General features: G+C 39.3%; 19 protein-coding genes and 1 tRNA gene. 17 read left to right on the top strand and 3 right to left on the bottom strand.

The features are described from left to right. Nucleotides 1-81: 81 nt before the first annotated feature. Entirely contained in the window at nucleotides 82-1779 is a 1698-nt protein-coding gene (locus RBB56_RS05295; RefSeq protein WP_306721346.1) for a methyl-accepting chemotaxis protein, read from the top strand. A gap of 2 nt (nucleotides 1780-1781) precedes the next feature. Here the strand turns inward: RBB56_RS05295 and RBB56_RS05290 are convergent, their stop codons facing one another. Beyond that, a complete protein-coding gene (locus RBB56_RS05290; RefSeq protein WP_306721345.1) occupies nucleotides 1782-3380 on the bottom strand; it encodes a response regulator transcription factor in 1599 nt (532 codons plus the stop codon). Then, nucleotides 3365-5218 (bottom strand): cache domain-containing sensor histidine kinase, encoded by a 1854-nt coding sequence (locus RBB56_RS05285; RefSeq protein ID WP_306721343.1) that lies wholly within the window; start codon nucleotides 5216-5218, stop codon nucleotides 3365-3367. Before RBB56_RS05285 ends, RBB56_RS05290 begins: the two co-directional genes overlap by 16 nt. Before the next feature lie 193 nt (nucleotides 5219-5411). On the opposite strand from RBB56_RS05285, the gene RBB56_RS05280 reads away from it, so the two are divergent. The 6 genes from RBB56_RS05280 to RBB56_RS05255 all read left to right on the top strand — a co-directional run bounded on the left by RBB56_RS05280 (nucleotide 5412) and on the right by RBB56_RS05255 (nucleotide 14528). Further along, nucleotides 5412-6761, top strand: coding sequence for an ABC transporter substrate-binding protein (locus tag RBB56_RS05280; RefSeq protein ID WP_306721342.1), 1350 nt, complete (start codon nucleotides 5412-5414; stop codon nucleotides 6759-6761). 76 nt (nucleotides 6762-6837) lie between these two features. Continuing rightward, nucleotides 6838-7707, top strand: a complete 870-nt coding sequence (locus RBB56_RS05275) for a carbohydrate ABC transporter permease (RefSeq protein WP_306721341.1) — start codon at nucleotides 6838-6840, stop codon at nucleotides 7705-7707. Between the two features lie 15 nt (nucleotides 7708-7722). Beyond that, the gene (locus tag RBB56_RS05270) at nucleotides 7723-8547 is read left to right on the top strand and encodes a carbohydrate ABC transporter permease (protein ID WP_306721340.1); all 825 of its coding nucleotides are present in this window, start codon (nucleotides 7723-7725) and stop codon (nucleotides 8545-8547) included. 19 nt (nucleotides 8548-8566) lie between these two features. Next, nucleotides 8567-10225, top strand: a complete 1659-nt coding sequence (locus RBB56_RS05265) for a glycoside hydrolase family 66 protein (RefSeq protein ID WP_306721339.1) — start codon at nucleotides 8567-8569, stop codon at nucleotides 10223-10225. 22 nt (nucleotides 10226-10247) lie between these two features. Continuing rightward, complete coding sequence (locus RBB56_RS05260; RefSeq protein ID WP_306721338.1) at nucleotides 10248-11888, top strand: glycoside hydrolase family 13 protein; 1641 nt, start codon at nucleotides 10248-10250, stop codon at nucleotides 11886-11888. A gap of 426 nt (nucleotides 11889-12314) precedes the next feature. Then, nucleotides 12315-14528, top strand: coding sequence for a glycosyl hydrolase family 18 protein (locus RBB56_RS05255; protein ID WP_306721337.1), 2214 nt, complete (start codon nucleotides 12315-12317; stop codon nucleotides 14526-14528). Between the two features lie 128 nt (nucleotides 14529-14656). On the opposite strand, the gene RBB56_RS05250 is transcribed toward RBB56_RS05255, so the two are convergent. Next, entirely contained in the window at nucleotides 14657-15193 is a 537-nt protein-coding gene (locus tag RBB56_RS05250) for a flavin reductase family protein (RefSeq protein WP_306721336.1), read from the bottom strand. 189 nt (nucleotides 15194-15382) lie between these two features. Between RBB56_RS05250 and hflK the strand changes: the two genes are divergently transcribed. From hflK to cls, 10 genes are all read left to right on the top strand, one after another. After that, complete coding sequence (gene hflK, locus RBB56_RS05245; RefSeq protein WP_306721335.1) at nucleotides 15383-16510, top strand: FtsH protease activity modulator HflK; 1128 nt, start codon at nucleotides 15383-15385, stop codon at nucleotides 16508-16510. A gap of 31 nt (nucleotides 16511-16541) precedes the next feature. Further along, nucleotides 16542-17402, top strand: coding sequence for a protease modulator HflC (gene hflC, locus RBB56_RS05240; RefSeq protein WP_306721334.1), 861 nt, complete (start codon nucleotides 16542-16544; stop codon nucleotides 17400-17402). 179 nt (nucleotides 17403-17581) lie between these two features. After that, a complete protein-coding gene (locus RBB56_RS05235) occupies nucleotides 17582-18805 on the top strand; it encodes a GGDEF domain-containing protein (protein ID WP_306721333.1) in 1224 nt (407 codons plus the stop codon). Between the two features lie 118 nt (nucleotides 18806-18923). After that, nucleotides 18924-18997, top strand: a tRNA-Arg gene (locus RBB56_RS05230). Nucleotides 18998-19221: 224 nt separating this feature from the next. Next, on the top strand, nucleotides 19222-20043 hold the full coding sequence (locus RBB56_RS05225) for an MBL fold metallo-hydrolase (protein WP_306721332.1): 822 nt from the start codon (nucleotides 19222-19224) through the stop codon (nucleotides 20041-20043). Beyond that, nucleotides 20040-21284, top strand: a complete 1245-nt coding sequence (locus RBB56_RS05220; RefSeq protein WP_306721331.1) for an HD domain-containing phosphohydrolase — start codon at nucleotides 20040-20042, stop codon at nucleotides 21282-21284. Before RBB56_RS05225 ends, RBB56_RS05220 begins: the two co-directional genes overlap by 4 nt. Nucleotides 21285-21316: 32 nt before the next feature. After that, nucleotides 21317-22153 (top strand): pyridoxamine kinase, encoded by an 837-nt coding sequence (locus tag RBB56_RS05215; protein ID WP_306721330.1) that lies wholly within the window; start codon nucleotides 21317-21319, stop codon nucleotides 22151-22153. A 108-nt stretch (nucleotides 22154-22261) separates the two neighbouring features. Continuing rightward, complete coding sequence (locus RBB56_RS05210) at nucleotides 22262-22669, top strand: Fur family transcriptional regulator (RefSeq protein ID WP_306721329.1); 408 nt, start codon at nucleotides 22262-22264, stop codon at nucleotides 22667-22669. 63 nt (nucleotides 22670-22732) lie between these two features. Beyond that, nucleotides 22733-23272, top strand: a complete 540-nt coding sequence (gene rbr, locus RBB56_RS05205) for a rubrerythrin (protein ID WP_306721328.1) — start codon at nucleotides 22733-22735, stop codon at nucleotides 23270-23272. A 118-nt stretch (nucleotides 23273-23390) separates the two neighbouring features. Continuing rightward, nucleotides 23391-24935, top strand: coding sequence for a cardiolipin synthase (cls, locus tag RBB56_RS05200; protein ID WP_306721326.1), 1545 nt, complete (start codon nucleotides 23391-23393; stop codon nucleotides 24933-24935). The last annotated feature ends 23 nt before the right edge of the window (nucleotides 24936-24958 follow it).

Below are 24958 nucleotides of genomic sequence, written 5' to 3'. Positions count from 1 at the left end.
TATAAAAGAAACAGTAATGAATGAACCATATACAAAGAACGAAAAGCTGTTACAAAAAAATATTAGCTGAGGAGAAAACTAATGAAAATCAAATGGAAGATTATAACGGCTTCGGTGGGGGTTATCCTATTATTAACTTCGTCAATTATTATGTTTACGCATGCAAAAGTCAATGATTTATTTTTTGAGGAAAATAAAGAGGAGCTTACTAATTATGCCAATATGGGGATGCAGTTGCTTGAGAAAACGTACGCCGGCGACTGGTCTGTCCAAGATGGGAAACTGTATAAAGGGGATATACAGATAAATGAAAATTATGAAATAATCGATGCATTTACAAAAGGATCATCTATTCTGGCAACTATTTTTCTAAATGATACGAGAGTTGCAACCAATGTAATGGATGAAAGCGGAAATAGAATGATCGGTACACAGGCATCCTCAGAAGTGGTGCAAAGTGTCATCGATAATGGAGAGGCTTATACAGGAACGGCAGATATTCTTGGGAAATCAGCACAGACATATTATGTTCCGATTAAGGATACCACAGGAGCCGTTATTGGGATGTGGTTTGTTGGTGTATATACGAATATAGTTACCGAAAAGATTAATCATGTAATGATAATGATTACATTATTATCAAGCATTCTACTTATAATAGGTATTGCGGTGTCTTATGTCTTGGGAAATATGATTTCCAAAGGAATCGGCCTGATACAAGATAGACTTAAGCGCATGGAAGAAGGAGAATTTAATTCTCATTTTGATGATAAAAACATATTGAAGAGAAAAGATGAGATAGGCGCAATTGCCAATTCGGCGAATCATATGCAGGAACGAATTGCAGATATTATAAAGAAGATTCAGCAGGAATCGGAAAATGTAAGAAATATTGCGAACCGAACATTAAAGAATATGGAAGTGATACATAATAATATTGAAGATATTTCCGCTACGACCGAGGAGTTGTCAGCAGGTATGGAAGAGACCTCTGCAGCTACGGAGGAAATGAATGCATCCACCTATGAAATAGAATCAGAAGTTTCCAATATGAAAGACAAGACACTTCATGGTGAAAATTTGGCTAATGAAATTAAGCAACGAGCTGAAAAGCTAAAAGAAGAAACTGGTGTTTCCCATCAAAATGCAATCGATATATATGATAAGACGAATATTCAGCTAAGAGATTCCATAAAGAAAACGGAAGCGATTGAAGAAATAAAGGAACTTTCTCAAGCGATACTGCAGATAACTTCTCAAACGAATCTTCTGGCTTTGAATGCAGCAATAGAAGCGGCAAGAGCCGGAGAAGCAGGAAAAGGATTTGCAGTTGTTGCGGATGAAATAAGAGTACTTGCAGAGAACTCCAAACGGGCCGTTTCCAGGATAAATGATATTACAGAAAATGTGTCCGAAGCAGTGGGAAGTGTAGTAAAGGATTCGAGTGCTCTTCTTGAATTTGTAGATAATCAGGTGTTGAAAGATTATAAAATGTTAGTTAGTACAAGCCGGCAATATAATAAAGATGCCGATATGGTTCAGGAAGTAGTGGTTGAAATCAATAGGATAACCGAGCAGTTGTATGATACTATTCAGCAGATGAGGCAGGCAATTGATGGAATAACGATAGCAGCAGGAGAGGGAGCAGAAGGAACAACGGATATTGCGGAAAAGGTAACAGATATTGCAACGAAGACAGATGATGTGTTGCTTAAAACTATAGAAAATCAAAAGAGTGCAGAGGGTTTAGATGAAATGATTGGATTCTTCCGGCTATAGTATTAACCTTTGATATATTCCGTAGGAGTGACCCCATAAAATTTTTTAAAGACATGGTTAAAATGCTTTGCGCTTACAAAGCCTGTTTTTTCTGCAATTACATATATTTTTTCGTTTGGATTACTTTTTAATAGTAAAACCGCTTTTTCCATGCGGATCCTAGCAATGTACTTCGTATAAGGTTCTCCAATTACTTTATGAAATAAATTGCTAAGATAAGTAGGATTAATATCTAGATAATCAGCGACGGACATTAGGCTGATTTGTTCCTCATAATGAGTGCAGATATACTCCTTGGCATTTTCTATCAATCTGGAAGCTTCAGGAAGAGTATTTAAGATCTTGTCATGATCTAAAGCTTTAAAAGCTTGAAGGAGAAGCTCCTGAGCATGCTTCTTATCTATAGCATCCGCAACAATTATTTGATTAATGCCTTTCATTAATTCATTAAATGCACAGCGTATAAATTGAGATTTGATGTTACATTTGCGGGAAACATATCGTATGAGATAGCTGCCATATTTTAAAATAGAAGCTGTATTTATTTTTTCTTCGAATAAATTCACATAAAGAAGCATGTTAGAAGCAGCTTTTATATTATTTTTAGAAACATAATCATAATATAGAGCTTCACACAAGGCATGCACCTCATGGATAAAGTTCTGATAACTGAAAAAATGATTAGAAGAAATAGGTGATTTTACATCTTTTAAGGTAAGAGCAAACGACTCCATCGCAGTAATATAAGAATGGGATAATTTCATCGTATCGGAAACAAGACATCCAATTGCTCCTGTAATATGGACCTGGTTATTATCCCAGGAATTATCCCGAATATCTTTATATATGGAGTTAGCGAGTAGTAGAACCTGGTCTTCCGAGTCCTCCGTAATTAATAAGATAGGATAGCCTTCGCTATCATAAGTAAAGCCAATATCATGATTTTTGCAATACAACTGGCATTGCCTTACTAACTCATAACGATAAGAGGAGTAATAGATACCTTTATCGTAAAGAAGCAGTGACAAGTCATCGATACTAAGGAGAAGGATACAGGAATAGGACTTAGTAAATATCATATCCTTGTTTTTTATAAAGGAATAAAGGGGCTGGATATCATCTTGATTATTTTTAATAATTGCGGAAAGGAAGGTGTTTTTCAACTGCTCTTCATTGGTAAAATGGCTTGCATAGTCTCTGGTAGGAGAATGCTTGTTCTTAGCTTCTTCTTTAAGATATTCCTTAACAGAAGACAACGTTTCTACGAGACTATTATCACTGATTGGTTTTAGCAGGTAGTCGGATACGCCATATTTGATAGCTGTTCTTGCATATTCGAAATCATTATATCCGGAAATGATAATTACTTTCGTGTGTTTGCAAGTATCTCCAATGTATTTTGCAAGATTAAGACCATCCATTTCAGGCATTTTTATATCTGTAATTACTAAGTCGAAGCTCTGTTTTTCCAACAGTTCGATTGCCTCCAATCCATCACAAGCGATTCCTGTAACACAAAAGTCAGGAGAAAGTAAATTTAAGTTTTTTTCCAGATAACGGAGCATAAGTTGTTCATCATCTACAATTAAAGTAGTGTACATAGTTTTAACCTTTCTTTCAGGGGCGAATCATAAGGAAGGGTTACAATAACTTTTGTTCCCTGAGATGTTTGGGAGAACATCTGTAAGCCATAGGCTTCCCCATAATGGAGTTTTATTCGTTTGTTTACATTATCTAATCCAATGCTTTCAGTTATGGTTTCAGTACTATCTTCCTGTGCATGATGAATGGAAGAGGAAAGTTTTTCATTTAACGTATTGAGAAGAGTTGGTTCTATACCGATACCATTATCGGATACAGAGAGAATTAATTTATTATCCTGTATTTCATTTGTGATTACAATTGTATATTCTCCACGTTTTACTTCGCAGCCATGAATTACTGCATTTTCAACAATCGGCTGTAAGGTTAGCGCAGGAATCATGTAATCTTGTACTTCGGGAGAGAGATCAATGTGATAATTCAGGCTATTGCCGAATCGTGCTTTCTGAATTCCAAGGTAAGCGGTAACGATATCGACTTCTGAGGAGAGTTTAATATTCTTATCTCCATTCATGATCCCTCGTAAATAGTAGGACAAATGTTCAATACTATGGAGAGCATCTTCATTTTCATTACATTTGATTTGCAGACTGATAGTATTTAACGTGTTATAAAGAAAATGAGGTCTGATTTGGCTGCAAAGGTTATTGTATTGTGCTTCTTTTTGCAGAAATCTGGATTCATAAATTTCCTTTACCAATAAAGTATTCTTTTCTAGCATTTCCTTTATCTGTAGTACCATCTTGTTAAAAGATCGTCCTAAATACCCGACTTCATCATTGTTTGCGATTTCTGTCTGTACATCCAGATTCCCTTGTTGAACTTCCTTCATAAGATTAATAATATTAAATAAAGGTTTAAAAAAGTTTTGTACAAATAAGAACAGGAGAGAGACTGCCAATAATGCACATATGGAAGCCAGCATAATTGTAGTATTTCTTATAAGAATGGATCTTTTATTTAGCTCAGAATAAGAATTTACTACAATTACTTTTAAATTGGTAGATTTTAAAGTAGCTGCATTGATAATATATTCTTCGTTTTCTATCGTCCTTATATAGTTTCCATTTTCGCTCGCCTCATTAATATTTAGCCTAGATAAAAGATCACTTTCTAAAAGTTTATTATTCTGATATAGGATATTTTGATTTTCATCCACAATAAAAAGGGAACCTTTATCCTGTAGTTGCACTTGATCACAAATAGATTTAATTCCATCGTAATTAGAATCGACTTTGATGACTGCCAATACCTTTGAGTTATCTTCCTTGCTTCTTATACGTTGAGCAATTGAAAATATTTGTGTCTTTTTATCTCCGAACACTTTCTCGGAATGAACCGGAATAAATATGGGAAGGGAGGTTACCTTTGCTTGTTGGTACCAGGGTGTCTTTGCATAATCATGGTAATTCTCCATATCGTAAGGTGTTCTTGTATAAGAATATAAATCGGAATCTGTTAAAATATAAACCCGCAATATTTCACTTCTTGGAAGTGTCATTACAGAAGAGAGAAAGGCTTCAATATTTCTCTTTTTATCCAACTGCTCGATATCTCCCTCCAATTGTGTTTCTAACTCTTTCATAATGGAATCATTATAGTAGGGAGAAAGAGTGAGACGATAAAGCTCATTCATATAAGTATCTACATTTATACTCACTTGTTCAATAATCTGCTGCGTCTGCTTAATCGTTTCGTTCGTAAAATGCCTTGAGTACATGGCGTAACTAAAGCTGGAAATGAGCATGATAATAAATATAATAAGGGCAGATATAATGACTAAAAGTTTGGACTTAAAGCTCCAGTTCCGAGCTAATAACAATTTATGATTTTTCATTTAATACCTTCCTGCATGACACAATATGTATATTGTTTACTTGGTATAGTCACATTATAGTAATATCAGAATTTTTGTACAATGGTTTTTATTCATAATCCAATAAACGCGAACCTCAATCTAAAGAATGTGGTATTTAAAACAAAGCAACAGGGTGTTAAGCTAAACGTATCAAAAAAAGGAGGAAATGTTTATGAAACAAAAAAAGATAGTTGCTGTAATTTTATGTGCAGCATTAATAACGGGTCTTTTTGCAGGCTGCGGCAACGGGGGCAGTCAGAATGCAGGGAGTAACGGAGAGAAGACCGCAGAAGTTAAAAGCGTGGAGGATACTGCAAATTCAAAAAATGGTAAAGTAACGCTGAAGCTTTTTACCGGTAAGATTGAAACAATTGATTTAATGAATGAAATTATTAATGAGTTTAATGATTCACAGGATAGAATTACGGTAATGCAGGAATACCAAAAGGATGCAAGCAATATTATCAAGATAAAATTTGCGGCTGACCAGGCACCTGATATTATGACTACATATGAGCAAGGGTTTGTAGATGAAGGAAAATATCTCGATCTGTCGGAGCAATCGGAATGGTGGGATAGACTTTCACCGGCAATGAAAGAAGCTTGTACCGATGTGAAATCAGGAAAACAATATAGAGTATGTACCAACATGACAACAGCAGGATTTTTCTATAACAAAGAAATTTTTAACGAGCTGGGGTTAAGTGTCCCAACGACATGGGACGAATTCGTAAGCAATCTTGAAACAATTAAAGAGCAAAAACCGGATGTTACACCGTGGTTTATCTTCGGAAGTGAAGCATGGCATTTAGGACATCTGATTGAATTTATACCGCATGGCTATTTAAAGCAGGAATATGGGGCAGTAGAAACGAAAAAAGCGATGTTAGATAATGATAAAGCCAAGTTAAACTTCGGTGCAGAAGATGGAGCAATGGCAGTATTTGCTGAAAAGATGCTGGAGTTACAGGGGAAAGGACTTATTAATACCGATGTGGTAACGGCTACGAGCGATAACTGCGTACAAGACTTTGCCAATGGAAAAGCGGCCATGCTAAGTAATGGTATGTGGGTTCTATCCAGCTTGTTAGAAGCAAATCCCGACATGGAAGATAAAATCGGATTTGCACCATATCCGGCATATATGCCAGGTTCAAAAGCAGTTGTTTTAAGTGCAGAGGATTCGGGTTATTCGATCTCTTCTACAAGCGAGTACAAAGAAGAAGCGATTGAATTCTTAAACTTCTTATTCAATGCTGAAAATCAGAAGAAATACAGCGAGCTGTCCAAGGCACCGTGCGCTTTTACGGATGTAAATGCAGAGTGGGCACCGGCGACTATTGTAGGAGAAGTGAATGATGCCATAGGCACAGCGGTGAACATTGGTTTTACAAATGAAAAACCGACTGCATTCTCCGGTGATGATGCAGGACGTCTGTTGCAGGAATTATTTGCCGGAAAGTATACGGCAGGAGAGTTCGCCGAAGCATATGAAAAAGCTTGGGATAATGGAATGAATTAGAATATGGAATGAGGAGTGCCGTTGTACAATGAAACGTTGTATCTTGTACAATGGCACTTTTAGGAAGGGATATATAATGGAAAAAACAAAAACTGGTCTACATACATATATGGCGATTCCAGCATTTATTCTATATACGATATTCTTTATCTACCCCCTTATAAAGGGTGTTGGAATGAGTTTTACCGATTGGGATGGGATTGGAAGGCTGAGCTTTATCGGACTGGAGAATTTCAGAAACTTTTTTCAGGACGAACGTGCCTTAAATGATGTGAAAACTACACTGTTATTTGCATTGGGAAGTGCGCCGCTACTGAATATTGTGGGGCTTATCTATGCATTGCTCATGAACAGTAAGTTTACAGGAAAAGGGATTACCAGAATGATCATATATCTTCCGGCTATTATTAGCCCTTTAATTATGGGATATATTTGGTATCTTCTTTTGCAGCCCGGAAGGGGGTTCATTTACCATTTTCTTAATAATATGGGAAAAGGTGATTTATTCGGAAATTGGCTGGGTTCCTACTGGACTACCATGCTCGTTTTGATTTTGGTCAATGTATGGCAGTATGCCGGAATGACAATGGTAATCTACTTGGCAGGATTACAGGCAATTCCAACAGAATTATATGAATCGGCAAAAATGGATGGGGCATCTTCCATAAGCCGTTTCCGGTTTATCACTTTGCCTCTTCTCGTACCATCGATTCGAATTAATGTGGTTACTAACATCATTGGTTCCTTGTCTGTATTTGATATTGTAATGTCGCTTACAGGCGGAGGTCCGGGGTATTCAACAGAGACATTGAGTATTTATATTATGAGAATGTGCTACGGAAGCAGAACAGGATATTCAACGGCGGTTGCAGTTATTATGTTCTTTATTATTTTAATACCGGTACTGATCTCCATGAGACTGACAAAGCAAAAGGCAGAAGAATAGGGAGGAATCATAGCGATGAATAATTTTTTGAACTTGTTAAGATATGCAGCTATTTTATTAATATGCAGCATGTGTCTGTTTCCGTTTGTAATATTGATGATCTTATCGTTAAATACGCCCAAGCGTGTGTTTTATGAAGGAAATATGTTTATACCTGATTTCTATTTCCTGAACTATATAGAGGGATGGTTCAAATCCAATATTGGAAGGGCAATGGTAAATTCGTTAATTATTACATTTCTGACCCTTATCATTATTGTATTGCTTTGTTCCATGGCGGCATATACAATCGCTCGTTTTAATTATAAATTCAATAAGATAATTTTTGGAATATTTATTAGCTGTATGATGATACCGGGGATTATTAATACGGTGCCTTTATATAGTTTAATGATTAAGTTAAAAGCAATTAACTCGCTGTGGGGGATGGCAGTGGTATGTGCGGCAATCGCAATGCCTCAGGCAATTTTTGTATTTCAGGGATATATAAAATCGCTGCCCAAAGAGGTGGAAGAATCAGCCCGTATTGATGGATGTTCCTGGTTTACAACTTTTTGGCATATTGTCTTCCCGCTGCTAAAGCCTTCGATATCCGCAGTTGTAATATTAAATGGATTCGGAATCTATAATAATTATTCCCAAGCCGTATTTTACCTGCAAAGCAGCGAGAAACATAATGTTCCTCAAGCCTTGTCCGTATATTTTCAGCAATTTGCCGGGGCTAAATGGAATCTAATGGCGGCTACGGCAGTAATCGCTATTGTACCTGTTATTATTATTTTTCTTATCTTTCAGAAGAGTTTAATGGCAGGGTTAACAGAAGGGGCAGTAAAAGGATAATTTAAAAAGGAGAATGAAAATGAAAGTGGATTTATATCCGGAAAAAGCTCAATATCTTACCGGTGAACCTATTAAACTAATTGTAGAAGTAGAGGGGAACCTCGTAGAGCCATTGTTAGGTACGCTCTCTATTAGCCATCTCCAGGAGGCTGTCCGAACGGAAAAATTTATGATTCAGGACACAATAGAGAACGTAACAATAGAAGGTTTTGACACGGAATTTTCAGGCTATGGTGTACAATTACTAATTTCCATCGGTGAAAAAGTAGAAAGCTATTATACTGCATTCGATGTAGTAAGAGATTCCTCCATGTCGATACGATATGGGTTTTTAAGTGATTTTGCAACAAAGGATGGCAGGAGCAATAAGGATGTTCGTAATTTGAGAAAGTATCATATTAATATGGTTCAATATTATGATTGGTCATACCGCCATGATGATCTTGTTTCAGAGTCAACATGTTATGAAGATATGATGGGGAAAGAAATCGATCTGTCCGTAATTAAAGGTAAAATTCAGGAATGTAAAAAATATGGAATGAAATCCATAGGATATGGAGCCATTTATGCGGCAGCGAAAGAATTTTATGAAGATAACAAGGAACTAGCCCTTTATACGAGTGCAGGAGAACCGCTTGTATTTATTGACACCTTCTATATAATGAATGTATCAAGGAAAAGCCGCTGGCATAGCCACATTATAGAAGAATACTGTAAGGCGGTAGAAGGTGTTGGATTCGATGGAATTCACATGGATACCTATGGTTTTCCTAAAACAGCCTTTTCCTTTGGTAATGAGGAGCTTCTCCGGCTAGACCAATTATTTCCTGAACTGATTGAAGATACGAAGCTGGCATTAAATAAAATCACTTTGGATAACCACCTTATTTTTAACAATGTGGGGAACTGGCCGGTAGATACCGTTGCAAACTCTCCCCAGGATGCTATTTATATTGAAGTATGGGAGCCATATGTGGGTTATCATCATATTAAGGAGATAATTTCACGTGCTAAAAGAGCGTGCAGCGGCAGAAAGCCAATTATTTTAGCGGCCTATTTGGCACCTTTCCGGCTGGACAAAGAAGAGAGGGCAGCGGTATCAGCCTATCTATTAATGGCAACCATCATAACAAATGGTGCGTATCATTTGCTGCTTGGAGAGGAGAACGGAGTTCTTACCCAAGGGTATTATGTAGATCATTCTTTTATCGGAGAGGAGACGGCAGAAAAGCTACGCAATTATTATGATTTTATGATACAGTATATGAATTTGTTTTATGATAATTCTTTAATCGATGTAAGTATGACTCATATCGGATGGGATAATACAGAGTATCGGTGTATGGGAGAAGAATGGAGCGTTGACGCACAGCCGGGCAAGATATGGATAACGATTAAAGAAAATAGCGACAGAAAGCTTATCAGCTTCATTAACCTCTGTTCCTGCACAGAAAATAATTGGAATCTTGGAAAAGAAGAACCAGTGGAAAAGTTAAATATCCGTATGAGAGTTCAGATCGACAGTAATCCGCAAGGTGTTTATTTTATTTCACCGGATGTGGATCATGGTGAAGTGAAGGAGCTGGATTATCGAATAATTAAAACAGACAGAGGCAATGTGCTGGAATGTGAAGTTCCAAGTCTGTTACTATGGAGTAACATTTGGATTGACTTTTAAGATTAATGGCAGGAGGGTATTTATGAAGAAAGAAACAATATCTGAGTGGTGGAAGAGTTCTGTAATTTATCAAATTTATCCAAGAAGCTTCAAGGATTCCAATCAGGATGGAATTGGTGACTTGCAAGGAATTATTCAAAAGTTAGATTATCTGAAAGAATTGGGTATAGAGGCAATATGGTTGTCTCCCGTGTGTAAATCTCCCCAGGATGATAATGGATATGATATTTCGGATTATCAGGATATTGATCCTATGTTCGGAAGTATGAAAGATATGGAAGAGCTTATAGAAGAAGGGAAAAAGAGAGGAATTCGAATTATTCTGGATTTGGTTTTAAATCACTCCTCCGATGAGCATCCATGGTTTGTAGAAGCGAAAAAGAGCGTAGATAATCCCTATCATGGTTATTATGTATGGAGGGATGGAGTAGAGGGACTGCCTCCCAATGATATGAGGGCGACCTTTGGAGGCTCGGCATGGGAGTGGGTGCCGGAACTAAAGCAATATTATTTTCATCAGTTTTCGCCAAAGCAGCCTGATTTGAATTGGGATAATGAAAAGGTTAGAGAAGAAATCTATGAGATGATTCAATGGTGGATGGATAAAGGTATCGGAGGCTTCCGTCTGGATGTGATCGATCAGATTGCCAAAGAACCGGATCTGAAAATAACCGCAAATGGTCCGAAGCTCCATGATTATATTAAGGAACTGAGCAAGAATACGTTTCAAAAAGCGGATCTTGTTACAGTGGGGGAAGCGTGGGGAGCGGATATAGAAAGGGCAAAGCTGTACAGTAATCCCGATAGGTCTGAATTCTCAATGGTATTTCAATTTGAGCATATTGTTCTGGACCAACAGGAGGGAAAAGAAAAGTGGGATTTGGAAGAGTTGGATTTTATTAAACTAAAGAAGATTTTCGCGAAATGGCAAAAGAACTTATATGGAAGCGGATGGAATAGTTTATTCTGGAATAATCATGATTTGCCACGTATCGTTTCCCGCTGGGGAAATGATAAGGAATATAGGGTGGAATCAGCGAAAATGCTGGCTTCCATTTTACACGGTATGCAGGGAACTCCTTATATTTATCAAGGAGAAGAGCTTGGCATGACCAATGTGAACTGGGAGGATATCGATAGCTATCGGGATATAGAAACCTTAAATATATATAAGGAACGTTTGGAAAAAGGTTATTCCAAGGAAGAAATTATGAAGTCCATACATGCGAAGGGCCGCGACAATGCGAGAACACCTATGCAGTGGAGCTCAGAAAAGAATGGCGGATTCTCTGATGGAATACCTTGGATTAAGATAAATGAGAACTATCCTTCTATTCATGCGGAAGATCAGTTAAGAGACCCGAATTCCATTTTTCATTATTATAGGCAGTTAATTCAAATGCGAAAGGACTATCCAATTATTGTAAATGGAGAATTTGAACTGCTTCTGGAAGAAGATAAGGACCTATTTTGCTATACGAGGAAAGGGGAAGGAGAAGCGCTGTTAGTAATTGCAAATTTCCATGGAAAAGAAATTGATGTCCCGATTCTTAAAGAATGGAAGGATAGTAAAGCGGAACTTTTACTATGTAATTACAAGGATAATATGGCTGAAGAGCATTTCAGAGCTTATGAAGCCAGGATATACTATCACAGCTTTTAGGAATAAGTACAAAGCAATATGTAATTATACATATTGCATATAAAATATATTAAAAAGTAAAGTTATATATAAAATATGATTAAAATAAACAAATTAAGTTGGATAAATTTGCTGTAAATATGAAAATATTGGCAATATGTCCACAAAAAATTGTATATTGTTGACATGTGGAAAATATCAAATTATATTGAAAGTAATTAGTAAACGCAAAAATAAAAATCTTAATTTTGAAATAATGCGACCGTAGCTCTGTTCAATTTGGGCGGTCAGTAGTTCCTTGTATTTTATCCCGTATATGTTATCTCGGCATTGCTCAACGTAAAGTTGATAAATAATAAAGCTTCTGTTTCTTTTTCTCCGTACGCCGGCGAAAGGAGAAGATGAAGCGGAGCGGCAGTGTAGTAAAAAGTAAAGGGAGGAAGTTACATGATTAAAAAGAAACTATGGAAACGTTGCATTGCAACAACAATGGGATTTTTGCTTAGTGCGGGTCTTCTATTGTCATCTGATTCATTAGTTGTCCATGCGAATAATCAGGGGGCTGTAGAATACACCAAAGATGAAACACGTCTGAGAAATGTAATGTATTATGGGGACTGGTCTATTTGGGGAGGACAAGGCAATTTTTATCCATCAGGAATTCCGGCAGATCAACTGACACATTTGAACTTCGCCTTTCTGGACTTCGATGCGAATGGTACGTTGAAGTTTACAGATAAGGATGCCGCAGTGGGCGCACCGGTAGGCATGCAGGATGTTCAATGGGGAGCGGCGAATGCCGGTTTGATTTCAGCATTTCAGGATTTACGCGCGAAGAACCCTAATTTGAGAATAGGTATTTCCATCGGAGGATGGTCCAAATCAGGAGATTTTTCCGCAGTAGCTGCCAATGCAACAGTAAGGAAGAATTTTGTTTCTAACGTAATGAAATTTATCAAGTATGCGAATATGGATTTTGTGGATTTGGATTGGGAATATCCGGGTTCCGTTCGCAGTGCGGATAAGGTGGACAATACGAATGATGAAGGAACACCGAACGCTTCCGTAGCCGATAAAGAGAATTATATCACTTTATTGAATGATTTACGTGAAGCTTTGGATGCTCAGGGAGAAGAGCTGGGGAAATACTATGAACTGACAGTAGCTCTTCCGGCACCGAAAAAGACATTGGATTTAGGGGTAGATATTGAAAGATTATTTGAAGTAGTGGATTTTGCCAATATAATGACTTATGACATGCGTGGAGCATGGGATTCTGCAAGCGGGCATCATACAGGGCTTTACACGAATCCCAATGACCCTGATGCGGATGACGGATTATCGGTAGATGCCAGTGTGCAGTATTTGTTATCACAGGGAGCTCCGGCGAACAAAATAGTTATTGGTGCAGCATTCTATACTCGCGGTTGGGAACGTGTCAGCAATGATGGCGGAGTAGACGGACTCCCGGGATTATTTGGAACAGCATCACAGATTAATAAGGACGCTGATCAATCTCTTACTTATGGAGCTTTGAATGAAGCACCTATTAAGTCCGGGGAAGGCGGACGCTGCGGCGGTGTATGGGGATATGGTTCTATGAGCCAATTGAAAGCAAAGTATCCGGGACTTGTGGAATATTGGGATGACGATGCGAAGGCACCATATTTATACAATGAAAGCACAGGGGCATTTTTTACTTTTGATAACATTCGTTCCATCGAGGAAAAGGCGAAATATGTTTTGGATAATAACTTGGGAGGTATTATCAGTTGGATGCAGTCTCAGGATGCGCAGACTACTACGCCGGGACGTAAGGATGAACTGACGAAAACGATCAAACAATCACTTTTCGGCAGTGGAGAACTCACCAAATATACGATTGGCAATCCTGATTTATCCATTACGGCACAGATACAAACATATTCCGACTATTCGGGAAAGGGTTATGAATTCATCCTTAAGAATAATTCCACTAAGAATGAATCCGATGAAGTTCTGGCTCTTTTGGAAACGGCGTATGAGACAATTAAGTCGCCTAAGCTTTATATTAAGACAGCCAGCGGTTCTACGTTCTCATCGGGAGGTTATGGATCGGGTACGGTGACCAACGAAGATGGTTATGCGATTGCAGATCTTTCCACTGTCTATGATAGTAAGATTGTTGCACCGGGAGGAAAGGTAACATTTAAATTGAAGGTAGACGGTATCGTTAATCTACAAGACATTACAAGTATCGAACTTACCCAGAGAATCATGCCCTCCGGTGCAGAGATCGGAAGGCATACTGTAGATTTCACTGTGACCGGTACTGATTTGGACCCGGCAGAACCAGTTGATCCGACAGATCCGGTAGACCCGGAGGACCCGACAGATCCGGTAGACCCGGAGGATCCGGTAGATCCCGAAGATCCGACAGATCCGGTAGACCCGGAGGACCCGACAGATCCGGTAGATCCCGAAGATCCGACAGATCCGGTAGACCCAGAGGATCCGACAGATCCCACGGACCCTGGAACGATAAGTGCATATGACCAGACTAAAATATATGTGGCTGGCGATATGGTTATCTATAATGAGCAAACTTATAAGGCGAAATGGTGGACGCAAGGGAACGTTCCCGGTACGGAAGAATATGGTCCCTGGGAATTAATGCAGTGAAATTCGATAAGGGTTTTGAAAGACTGTTAGATAAAAAGATATGATAAATGAAGAAAAATGAGCATACCGCATTGTAAATATTGCGATATGCTCACTTTTTCTTTTATTACGGATAATGCCCGGTCCGGTTATTCGATAATGTAAGCGCTTACGATTTCTGCAAAGTAAGCAATATGATAATCTTTGTTGGATCCATGGAAAGTGCTGTCTACATCTTGAGGGTAGAACTTCTCGTTGATGCTGGCAGGCATCCTCTCTCCGTCTTGTTTGTGAGAGTATAACACTTTACATTCCAATGTAAGAGGAAGTTCCTTAATCGCAGGAACAGAAATTTTATCGGGTGTTTCTAATGTTAGGTTAAGTTCTTTTATCTTATCGGTATCACGGCCGGATTTTGCACCGCTGACTCCGAGTATTTTGCGGTCGAAGTCTCCGTAAGGTACATTGATGGTAAACTCAGGTTTTTTATCGAGCTGGGATCTGGTAAACCGCCCTTCTCTTACAAAAACAGTAAAAATCGGCCTTCCCCATTCGATTCCAAGCGTTCCCCAGGAAATTGTCATGGTATTTACCTTTTCTTCTGTTTTTGTAGTTAATAGGACTCCCGTTTTTACGGCATTCATAATTTCATTTGCATAGTTAAATACATCGATCTCTTTCCGCATTCTATAATCCTCCTTAAAAACCTATTATTTGTATGATACATTGATATGCAAAATGATGCAAGTATGGAAATTTTTATTTAATGTTAATTTTTATTTACTTAATAATCGTGTATAATAGAACACAAAGTGTGACTATTTTACTTGAAAATATGTTACCTGCAATCCGAAGTTTGCAGGCTGTAGAAAGGTGTGGTTATTAAAGTGAACGGAAAAGAGTACAAAGGCGGAAATGATAATGCAAACGCATATGAGCGTTTTAGCGGTGGGGAAATGGGAGGAAAGAAGCCATCTGCCGATTTAAAAAAAGTAACAAAAGGAATTAAAATAGGAGTTATTGCAATAGCGGTGCTAGTGTGCTTGCTCGCAAGTTTTTACAAAGTAGGAGAGCAACAGCAGGCAGTTATTACGATGTTCGGTAAGGTGGTGGATGTCAAAGGAGCAGGTTTGTATGTGAAGTTTCCTTTTATCCAAAATGTAATTAAAGTAGACACGACTACTCATGGTTTACAGATAGGTTATCGTACATCGGCGGAAGATAATACGAGTTATAGCATGCCCGAAGAAGCTATGATGATTACTTCTGATTTTAATTTTGTTAATGTAGATTTTTACTTGGAATATAGAGTAAGTGATCCGCAAGAATATCTCTATGCTTCAGGTTCCCCTGTAGAGATTCTTCGCAATACTGCCCAGGCGTGTATTCGTACGATTATAAGCAACTATAAAGTAGACGATGTTATAACGACCGGGAAGAGCCAGATTCAGGCAGATATCAGAGTGCTGCTTAACGAAGAGTTAGAGAAGAATGATATTGGATTGCAGATTGTTAACTTGACGATTCAGGATGCAGAACCGCCTACTGACAGGATTATGCAGGCATTTAAGTCGGTTGAGACAGCAAAGCAAGGAAAAGAAACGGCAATCAACAATGCCAGAAAATATCAGAATGAAAAAGTACCTCAGGCAGAGGCCGACGCGGATAAGGTTATTCAGGAGGCCGAGGCATCCAAGGCGGCAAGGATTAATGAAGCGGAAGGACAGGTAGCTCGATTTAATGAGATGTATGCAGAATATATTAAGAATCCTTTAATAACGAAGCAAAGAATTTTCTACGAAACGATGGAGGATGTGCTGCCGCATGCAAAGGTGATTATCGATAACGGAAGCACACAGAACATGCTTCCATTAGAGCCATTTTCCGGTGTGGCAGAGAGCGGAACGGAAGCAATGCGCAAAGGTGCGACTACAAATAACAGTGAAGTGGATGAGACAGAAGACAATGTTGCGGCGGAGAATGGAAGCAGCCAGGGTGAGTAGAGCTTAAAGCGGAGTAAGAAAGGATAAGCAGATGAAAAAGTCGAAGATTATAGCAGCTATTGTACTGATTGTGGCAGTATTTGTATTTGGTAATTCAATCTATACGATAGCGGAAAATGAATATGCGGCAGTGACGCAGTTTGGTAAGATTCAATATGTAGTATCGGAAGCAGGGGCTAATTTCAAGGTACCTTTTATACAATCTGTTAAAAAGATACCGAAAGAATTAATGCTTTATGATATTAAGCAGTCAGATGTCATTACGAGTGATAAGAAGTCGATGATTACGGATAATTATATTTTGTGGCGGATTACTGATCCGGTGAAATTCGCACAAACGCTCAATTATTCCATCGGCAATGCGGAAGACAGAAGCAGTGTGGCATCATATAATGCGACTAAGAATGTGATAAGCTCTATGACCCAGGATGAAATCATAGCATCGAGGGGAACAAAGCTGACAGAATTGATAACGAACAATGCGAATTCGGCGATCGGACAATATGGTATTGAGATTGTGAAGACAGAAATTAAGCTGTTGGATTTGCCGGATGATAATAAGGAAGCAGTATATGAGCGAATGATTTCTGAACGAAATAATATTGCAGCTTCCTTCTCGGCCGAGGGAAGATCAGAAGCCCAGAAGATTATGAATCAGACGGATAAAACAGTAACGGTAATGCTGGCAGAAGCGAGGAAACAAGCAGCTGTTTTAGAAGCGGAAGGCGAATCCGAATATATGAAGAAATTGGCAGAAGCTTATAACGATGAGAGTAAGGCAGATTTCTATACATATATTAGGAGCCTGGATGCATTGAAAAATTCTTTGCAGGGGGAAAATAAGACACTTATTCTGGATAAAGATTCAGCAATTGCCCGATTATTTTATTAATCAGTTGAATACATAAGTGCGATGTGATATACTTGAAGCCTATACGAAAAATAAGAAATTGAAGTGAGAAATGAAGATAAATTAATTATTTACCCTACAAAAGACATGTGGAACCGGGGCTGGTTTCATGTGTTTTTTGCGTTTTCAATGGTTGGGCGGGAAAAGAAGGCGAAGATTGAATGGAAAAAGCATTAAAGTATTTGGGACTATGTTCGGGTGGAACATATGGGAAAGCAGTGCAGGGCAAGCTGCTTTATGATGCGAAGCATGCATATTATATGTTGCGGGGAATTATTCTTATTTACGGGATTACTATGCTCTTATTGCCGGAGATGGGGAGAATATCTTTTTTGGCAGGGAATCTTTCCGGGGCAAAGATGGAAATTGTAAACGGAACCTTCATTTTTGGAATGGCTTTGCTTGTCATTACCCTATTTTTTATTGCAATTGATGTTATTTGGGAAGTAAAAAAGGGGAAGAATTATGGCCTTTATGGGGCTCTTGGATTTTTGTATGTAACGGTGGTCATACTTAGCACCTGCGAGATGATGTTATCCGGTCAGATGGAAGAAAGCGGGTTGATAATATACATAGTTACATTGTTAATCGTTTCGGCATTAGCCATATTAGAGCCATGGCAGAGCATTGCTGTGTTTGGAATGGCTTCTGCTTTATGCAGTGTGAATAGTCCGTTTTCATCTGTACAGCCCCTGCAGGTGTTTCGCTATGAAGGGATGGACAGCCTTTTTGTGTCTCTTGCTGCTCTTGCGATTTCTCTTTATTTGAATGGGCACCGTGCAAGAATATATAGGAAACAGGAGATGATAGAAGAGCAAAATAAGAGGCTTTCCGAGGTGAATGAACGCCTGAGCCGTGAAAACAGCAGGGATAGCCTGACCGGATTATACAATAGGCGGTATCTGACTGATATCGTGCATCCCAGGTTTCATGAGAGTATTGATCGAATGGAACAAAGACCTTTATCGTGTCTGATGTTGGATGTAGACTATTTCAAGCAGTATAATGATACTTACGGACATCCGAAAGGTGATGAATGTCTTGTTCGGATATCGGAGATTATGAAAGAATGTCTTCCTATGGAATTCGCGAAGATTATCCGCTATGGAGGCGAGGAGTTTCTGATTTTTATTTTTAATTGTGATGAGAGACAGGCCCTCTCATATGCGGAAGGGCTACGAAAAGCAGTGGAAGAGAGTAAATTTATGAAGGCGGATGATAGCTCCTCTCATTTGACTGTAAGTATTGGTTTATGTACGGATATTCCCGGTGGAATCAGTAATTTGGAAATGAGGGGATTTATCCGCAAGGCGGATGAAGCGTTGTATGAAGCGAAGGGAGCCGGAAGAAATTGTGTGAGAGTCTATAGAAAGGGGAGGGCATAATTGCCGGATTTTGAATCAAAACGGAATGACGATAAATAATAAATTTTTTTGATTTTTGCTTGACATTTTTTCGGGAAGCATGTAGAATACAACTGTTGCGAATCAAATCGTAACAGATGTGTGCTTAGCTCAGCTGGATAGAGCGTTTGGCTACGGACCAAAAGGTCGGGGGTTCGAATCCTCTAGCGCACGTGTATTGTGCGGTCGTGCACATAAAGACAACCCTGTAAGTATTGTACTTACAGGGTATTTTTATGTAATAGGAAAGTGCCTCCATCACATAAAATAGATGCCCAGCTACGCACACTTTTGTTCTTTTATAGAATTAATTAAGAAGTATAAATCGGAAACACCTTGCTTCTGTGATTTAGATAAATTATAATATTCATATGGCATAATAAGGAGACTCACTACAAATGAAAAATCGAAGTTTAGACTATAGTGAATATATAGAAATTGCAGAAGGTGTTTATTGGGTTGGGTTTGCGGATGAACATATGGGTCTTCACTGCAATCCATATTTAATTGTGGACGGAGATGAAGCTGTGCTGATTGATAGCGGCAGCAGGGATGATTTCAGTACCGTTATGCTTAAAATTATGCGAACGGGTACGAGTCCGCATAAAATTAAGCGTTTGATTTATCAGCATTATGATCCGGATCTATGTGCGAATATTCCTCATATGGAATCTGTAATTAACAGTGAAGAATTAAAAATTATTTCTCATAAAGAAAATAACCTTTTTATCAACTATTATTCAGCGAAATCGCCCAAACTTTGTATCGAAGAAATGAGAATGCACTTTGATTTTGCGAGCGGAAGGCGATTGCAGTTCATCCAGACGCCTTATTCTCATTCTCCCGGAAGTTTCATCACGTATGATACGAAGACGAAGGTGCTGTTCAGTAGCGATATTTTTGGAAGTTACGATTATAATTGGAATTTGTATACGCAAATCGGCGAGCGATGTAGGGACTGCGAGGAAAGAAATGCATGTCCGGCCGGAAATAAAATATGTCAGATAGAAGGAATTCTTAATTTTCATAAGCATAATATGACTTCGAAGAAGGCGCTTGATTATGCATTAGACCGCATCGAGGAGTTGGATATCTCTATCATTGCTCCGCAGCACGGAAGTCTCTTACACACGCGAGTATCTATGGAACTGGCAATCGAATGTTTGAGATCTCTGGAGAACATAGGAATCGATTACTTCCTTAAGGAGGAGAAGCGTTGAAGCATACGTCGATGATGATAGAGAAAATGGAATATGAGGGGTTGAGTTCCTATTCGGATGAGCATATTAAGATGGCTTTTGAATATTTTGCGGATCAAATTGACAAACGCATTCAGGAGAATCTGGTGTCGGAGCTTATGTCCAGATATGCGCAAATATCCACACGCTTGGAGAAAAGTGATGCGAGACTGCGGGAGGCTCAGGAAATCGCCCTGCTTGGCAATTGGGAAATTGATGTACAGACGAAAGAACTCACTTGGTCCGATACGGTAAGTCGGATTTTGGAGTTAGAAGAAGGCGTGCAGTCCTCATTGGACCTTTATTTTTCCAAAGTATATCCTGAAGATTATGGAAAGGCAAAAAGGCCTATGGAAGACTTCTGGAAGGGTGCCGGAGGACTTGAACTGCGTTACCGGCTTTTGATGGAGAGCGGAAGAATTAAATGGGTGCATGTGAGAAGTATCGTTATGCGGGATTTTTCGGGGAATCCGATTTCGGTTCACGGTACGATTCAGGATATTACGGAAGTTAAGGCAGCAGAAGAGAAGATGAAAGAATATAATAATCATCTGCAAGACCTTGTACAGGAGAAGGTAGAAGAAGTATCGAGTGCTCAGATTGCAACGATACATGCCCTTGTGAAGTTGGCGGAATCGCGGGATGATGACACGGGAGGCCATATTGGCCGGACTTCAGAATATTGTAAACTGATAGCGAAGAAGTTATGGGAAATGGGTGAGTACCCGGATGAAATTGGTAGTAACTTTATAGAGAATATCGCTAAGGCGGCTCCTCTTCATGATATCGGCAAGGTCGGTATTTCGGATGCCATTTTATTAAAACCGGGAAGGCTGACTCCGGAAGAATTTGAAATTATGAAGACTCATGTAACAATTGGATATGAGACGCTTGCCAGTATTGAAAAGAGATACAATACGAATGAATTTATTCGTATTGGCATGGAGATCACTCTTGGTCACCATGAGAAATGGGACGGAAGCGGTTATCCGAATCGGCTAAAGGGTGATGATATTCCAATATCAGCGCGTATTATGGCTCTATCCGATGTTTACGATGCTTTGCGGTCGAAGCGCGTATATAAGGAAGCATTCAGCCATGAAAAGAGCAAGAGCATCATTGAAGAGGGGCGCGGCACTCATTTTGATCCCTTATTGGTGGATATTTTCTTGGAGAATCATAAGGGATTCGCTGATATTTATGAAAGAACTACAGATACTTAGAGGATAAAGGAAAGTTGCGGAGGAATGAAAGGATGTCCCATAATAGACAGAAGAAAATAGCAGTAATCAATGACTTATCGGGGTATGGGCGTTGTTCATTAGCGGTAGCTATGCCGGTCATTTCTTATTTGGGAGTGCAATGCTGCCCGGTACCTACTTCCATCTTTTCCAATCATACCGGATTTAAGGATTATTTTTTTGACGATTATACAGATAGAATCGATGATTACATTTCCAAATGGCATAAGTTGAACCTTACTTTTGAAGGGATTGCTTCGGGATTTCTGGGCTCCAAGAAGCAGATTGAAACGGTGATTCGATTTATCGAGGAGTTCAGAAGCGATAAAACGACGGTTATTGTGGACCCAGTGATGGGAGACCATGGACGGATCTATAGAACATATACGGATGAAATGTGTGAAGAGTTAGGGAAGCTGGTGGCTTGTGCCGATATTATTACCCCCAATCTGACGGAGTGTTGCAAGCTGACAGATACTCCTTATAAGCCTGAAGGCTGGAAGAAGGCTGAACTGCACCGCATGGGCCGGATGCTCTTGGATAAGGGACCGGATAAAGTAGTGATTACAGGAATACCGCAAGGTGGAATGATCGCTAATTATGTGATGGAGAAGGGGAAAGAGGCGAAGTTATTTCGTACCCATAAGGCTGGAATAGAACGGTCGGGCACCGGGGATCTATTTGCATCTATTATCGCCGCAGATGCCGTAAACAATGTAGAATTCAGCCGTTCTGTAAAGAAAGCTTCCGGGTTCGTGAAAAAATGTATTATGAAGTCGGAGGAGCTGGCAATTCCTCAGATCGATGGGGTATGTTTTGAGGAAGAATTGCATACACTCAAAAGAAGCTGAGAATAACGAAAAATATTACAAGAAAACAGAAAATATATTGACAAATTGTGGCATTGTGTTATTATATTATTAATGAGACTTTGTACCAATAACAAAGGGATAGAGTTTATGGCTGAACGCAGGAATACCATACAGCAGGAAATTGTGGCGCAGACTTTGCGCGGGATGGAGGGACATCCTACAGCAGATGCTGTTTATATTGAGATTTGCAACAGGCACTCATCAATCGGAAGGGCAACGGTCTTTCGGATATTGAACCGGATGGTGGAAGAAGGCCAGCTTCGTCGTGTCTCCGGCGTTGGTGCGGATCGATTTGACTGTATTATGGAACCTCATTGTCATGTTCGTTGTAAAAGCTGCGGAAGAATTGACGATGTGCGAATGAAGCGTTTCCCGAAGCCGGAGCAGGATGTTGAATATGCTAACGGTTATGTAATTACCGGACATTCCCTGCTTTTTGAGGGGATATGCGAAGCATGTACAAAAGAGACAGAAAATGTGGAAGACAACAGGTAACAATGGTGTGATGGCAATGCTTGAAACACTGTAAAATAAGCTAAGAGGAAAAGGAGAAAAATTATGGCAGATTTAAAGGGTACTAAAACAGAAGCGAACTTAAGGACAGCATTTGCTGGGGAATCTGAAGCGAGAAACAAATATACATACTACGCATCAAAAGCAAAAAAAGACGGCTATGTTCAGATGGCGGCGTTGTTCGAAGAAACAGCAAATAACGAGAAAGAGCATGCGAAAATCTGGTTTAAGCTTCTGCATGATGGTATCGGCGATACGATAGAGAATTTAAAAGATGCGGCAGCTGGCGAAAATTACGAATGGACAGAAATGTATGCAACTTTTGCAAAGGAAGCAAGAGAAGAAGGCTTTACAAAGATTGCAACACTTTTTGAAGGCGTGGCAGCTATCGAGAAAGAGCATGAAGCAAGATATCGCAAACTTCTGGCGAATATTGAAGAAGGTATTGTATTCTCCAAAGATGGAGATGTAGTATGGGAGTGCGCTAACTGCGGCCATATCCACTTCGGTAAGAAGTCTCCTCAGATTTGTCCCGTATGTGATCATCCTCAGTCTTATTTCCAGGTAAGAGCAGAGAACTATTAATATTGATCTCGGTTTATGCGAAAGTTATTGTCCGGTAAGGCTATTATGAGCTTTACCGGATTTTTAGGAATGTGCGGTTAAATTTTATTTCCACTTTCGAAAGGAGCATGTGCAAAAGATGAGAAAGTTTCTTAGAATAGCGCTGAAAATTGTATTTGGCAGAACGATGGTTACCTTGGTTCTTTTGTTAGTGCAACTGTCATGGCTGTTTGCTGTATACAGGTGGCTGGGAGAATATTCGGAAGTGACCTTTTTTATAATGGTGGCTATTAGCGGGGCGCTCTTGGTTCATATTATCAATAAGGATGAGATTCCTGAATTCAAGTTAGCATGGGTAATTCCCATCTGTGTGGCTCCGGTGTTCGGAGCTCTTCTCTATCTGTTCATCATAGGGGATTGGACGAATGCCGGCCTTAAAAAACGACTGAATAAGATAAGACAAGAAACGGCACATCTGCTCCTTACGGATGACAAGACGAAGAAGAAAATGGGTGTTTCCAATGCTCATATGGCGAATCTGAGCCGTTATGTAGAACAAGAAGGGGGATTTCCTACCTATGGTAATTCGTCAGTCACTTATTTTTCCTCTGGTGAGGAGAAGTTTGATGACTTGCTTGAAGAGTTGGAAAAGGCACAGGAATTTATTTTCCTGGAATTTTTTATTGTTGAAAGAGGAATCCTCTGGAATTCTATCTTGGATATTCTAAAGCGTAAGGTGGAAGCGGGTGTGGAGGTCCGCTTTATGTATGATGGCATGTGCTCCATTGTGCTTCTCCCGTATTCTTATCCGAAGAAATTGTGTACCTATGGTATTCAGGCGAAAATGTTTTCTCCTATCAGGCCCTTATTATCGACCGCACAAAATAACAGGGATCATAGAAAGATAGCAGTAATCGATGGTAAGATTGCCTATACAGGCGGTGTCAATCTAGCAGATGAGTACATTAATAAAGTAGTGAAATACGGATACTGGAAAGATGTAGCGATCAAGATAGAAGGGGATGCAGTAAAAAGTTTCACCTTGATGTTTCTACAGATGTGGAATGTATCATCACCCGGTAATGAGGATTATTCCAAATATATTAGGCAGAATGAGAAACATACGATAAGAAGTTCCGGTTTTGTGATGCCTTATGGAGATGGCCCTTCCACACCGGAAAATATTTCTGAGACAGTTTACATGGATATAATTAATCAGGCAACCGGGTATGTACATATTATGACACCTTATTTTATTGTAGATAATGCTTTGCTGGATGTACTGCAATATGCGGCAAGAAGAGGTGTGGATGTGAAAATAATCGTTCCCCATATTCCGGATAAGAAGGCTGTATTTGCTCTTTCGCGAACATACTATCCTGATTTGCTTGGAGCAGGTGTGAAAATATACGAATATGAACCTGGCTTTATCCATGCGAAGCTTTTTGTTTCCGATGATGAAAAGGCAGTGGTAGGAACGATAAATCTGGATTACCGAAGTCTGTATCATCACTTCGAATGTGCCGCCTATATGTACCGCAATGAAGTGGTCGCCGAAGTGGAGAAAGATTTTCAGGAGACTTTGGAAAAGTGTATTTCGGTCGATATGGAATATTACAAGAAGATACCGATACTTCAGCGCTTGCTCGGAAGAGTGCTTCGCCTGTTCGGGCCTCTGATGTAGAGGGGCGTTCCGGCACAACAATA

The sequence above is a fragment of the Kineothrix sp. MB12-C1 genome, assembly GCF_030863805.1.
Classification (GTDB): Bacteria; Bacillota; Clostridia; order Lachnospirales; family Lachnospiraceae; genus Kineothrix.
This window is presented reverse-complemented; position numbering and strand designations above follow the sequence as displayed.

Coding starts and splice junctions, on each gene's coding strand:
- rbr (WP_306721328.1), top strand. CDS start 22,733: ATGGCAGATTTAAAGGGTACTAAAACAGAAGCGAACTTAAGGACAGCA.
- RBB56_RS05210 (WP_306721329.1), top strand. CDS start 22,262: ATGGCTGAACGCAGGAATACCATACAGCAGGAAATTGTGGCGCAGACT.
- RBB56_RS05270 (WP_306721340.1), top strand. CDS start 7,723: ATGAATAATTTTTTGAACTTGTTAAGATATGCAGCTATTTTATTAATA.
- hflC (WP_306721334.1), top strand. CDS start 16,542: ATGAAAAAGTCGAAGATTATAGCAGCTATTGTACTGATTGTGGCAGTA.
- RBB56_RS05255 (WP_306721337.1), top strand. CDS start 12,315: ATGATTAAAAAGAAACTATGGAAACGTTGCATTGCAACAACAATGGGA.
- RBB56_RS05295 (WP_306721346.1), top strand. CDS start 82: ATGAAAATCAAATGGAAGATTATAACGGCTTCGGTGGGGGTTATCCTA.
- RBB56_RS05290 (WP_306721345.1), bottom strand. CDS start 3,380: ATGTACACTACTTTAATTGTAGATGATGAACAACTTATGCTCCGTTAT.
- RBB56_RS05275 (WP_306721341.1), top strand. CDS start 6,838: ATGGAAAAAACAAAAACTGGTCTACATACATATATGGCGATTCCAGCA.
- cls (WP_306721326.1), top strand. CDS start 23,391: ATGAGAAAGTTTCTTAGAATAGCGCTGAAAATTGTATTTGGCAGAACG.
- RBB56_RS05250 (WP_306721336.1), bottom strand. CDS start 15,193: ATGCGGAAAGAGATCGATGTATTTAACTATGCAAATGAAATTATGAAT.
- RBB56_RS05215 (WP_306721330.1), top strand. CDS start 21,317: ATGTCCCATAATAGACAGAAGAAAATAGCAGTAATCAATGACTTATCG.
- RBB56_RS05225 (WP_306721332.1), top strand. CDS start 19,222: ATGAAAAATCGAAGTTTAGACTATAGTGAATATATAGAAATTGCAGAA.
- RBB56_RS05260 (WP_306721338.1), top strand. CDS start 10,248: ATGAAGAAAGAAACAATATCTGAGTGGTGGAAGAGTTCTGTAATTTAT.
- RBB56_RS05285 (WP_306721343.1), bottom strand. CDS start 5,218: ATGAAAAATCATAAATTGTTATTAGCTCGGAACTGGAGCTTTAAGTCC.
- RBB56_RS05280 (WP_306721342.1), top strand. CDS start 5,412: ATGAAACAAAAAAAGATAGTTGCTGTAATTTTATGTGCAGCATTAATA.
- RBB56_RS05265 (WP_306721339.1), top strand. CDS start 8,567: ATGAAAGTGGATTTATATCCGGAAAAAGCTCAATATCTTACCGGTGAA.
- RBB56_RS05235 (WP_306721333.1), top strand. CDS start 17,582: ATGGAAAAAGCATTAAAGTATTTGGGACTATGTTCGGGTGGAACATAT.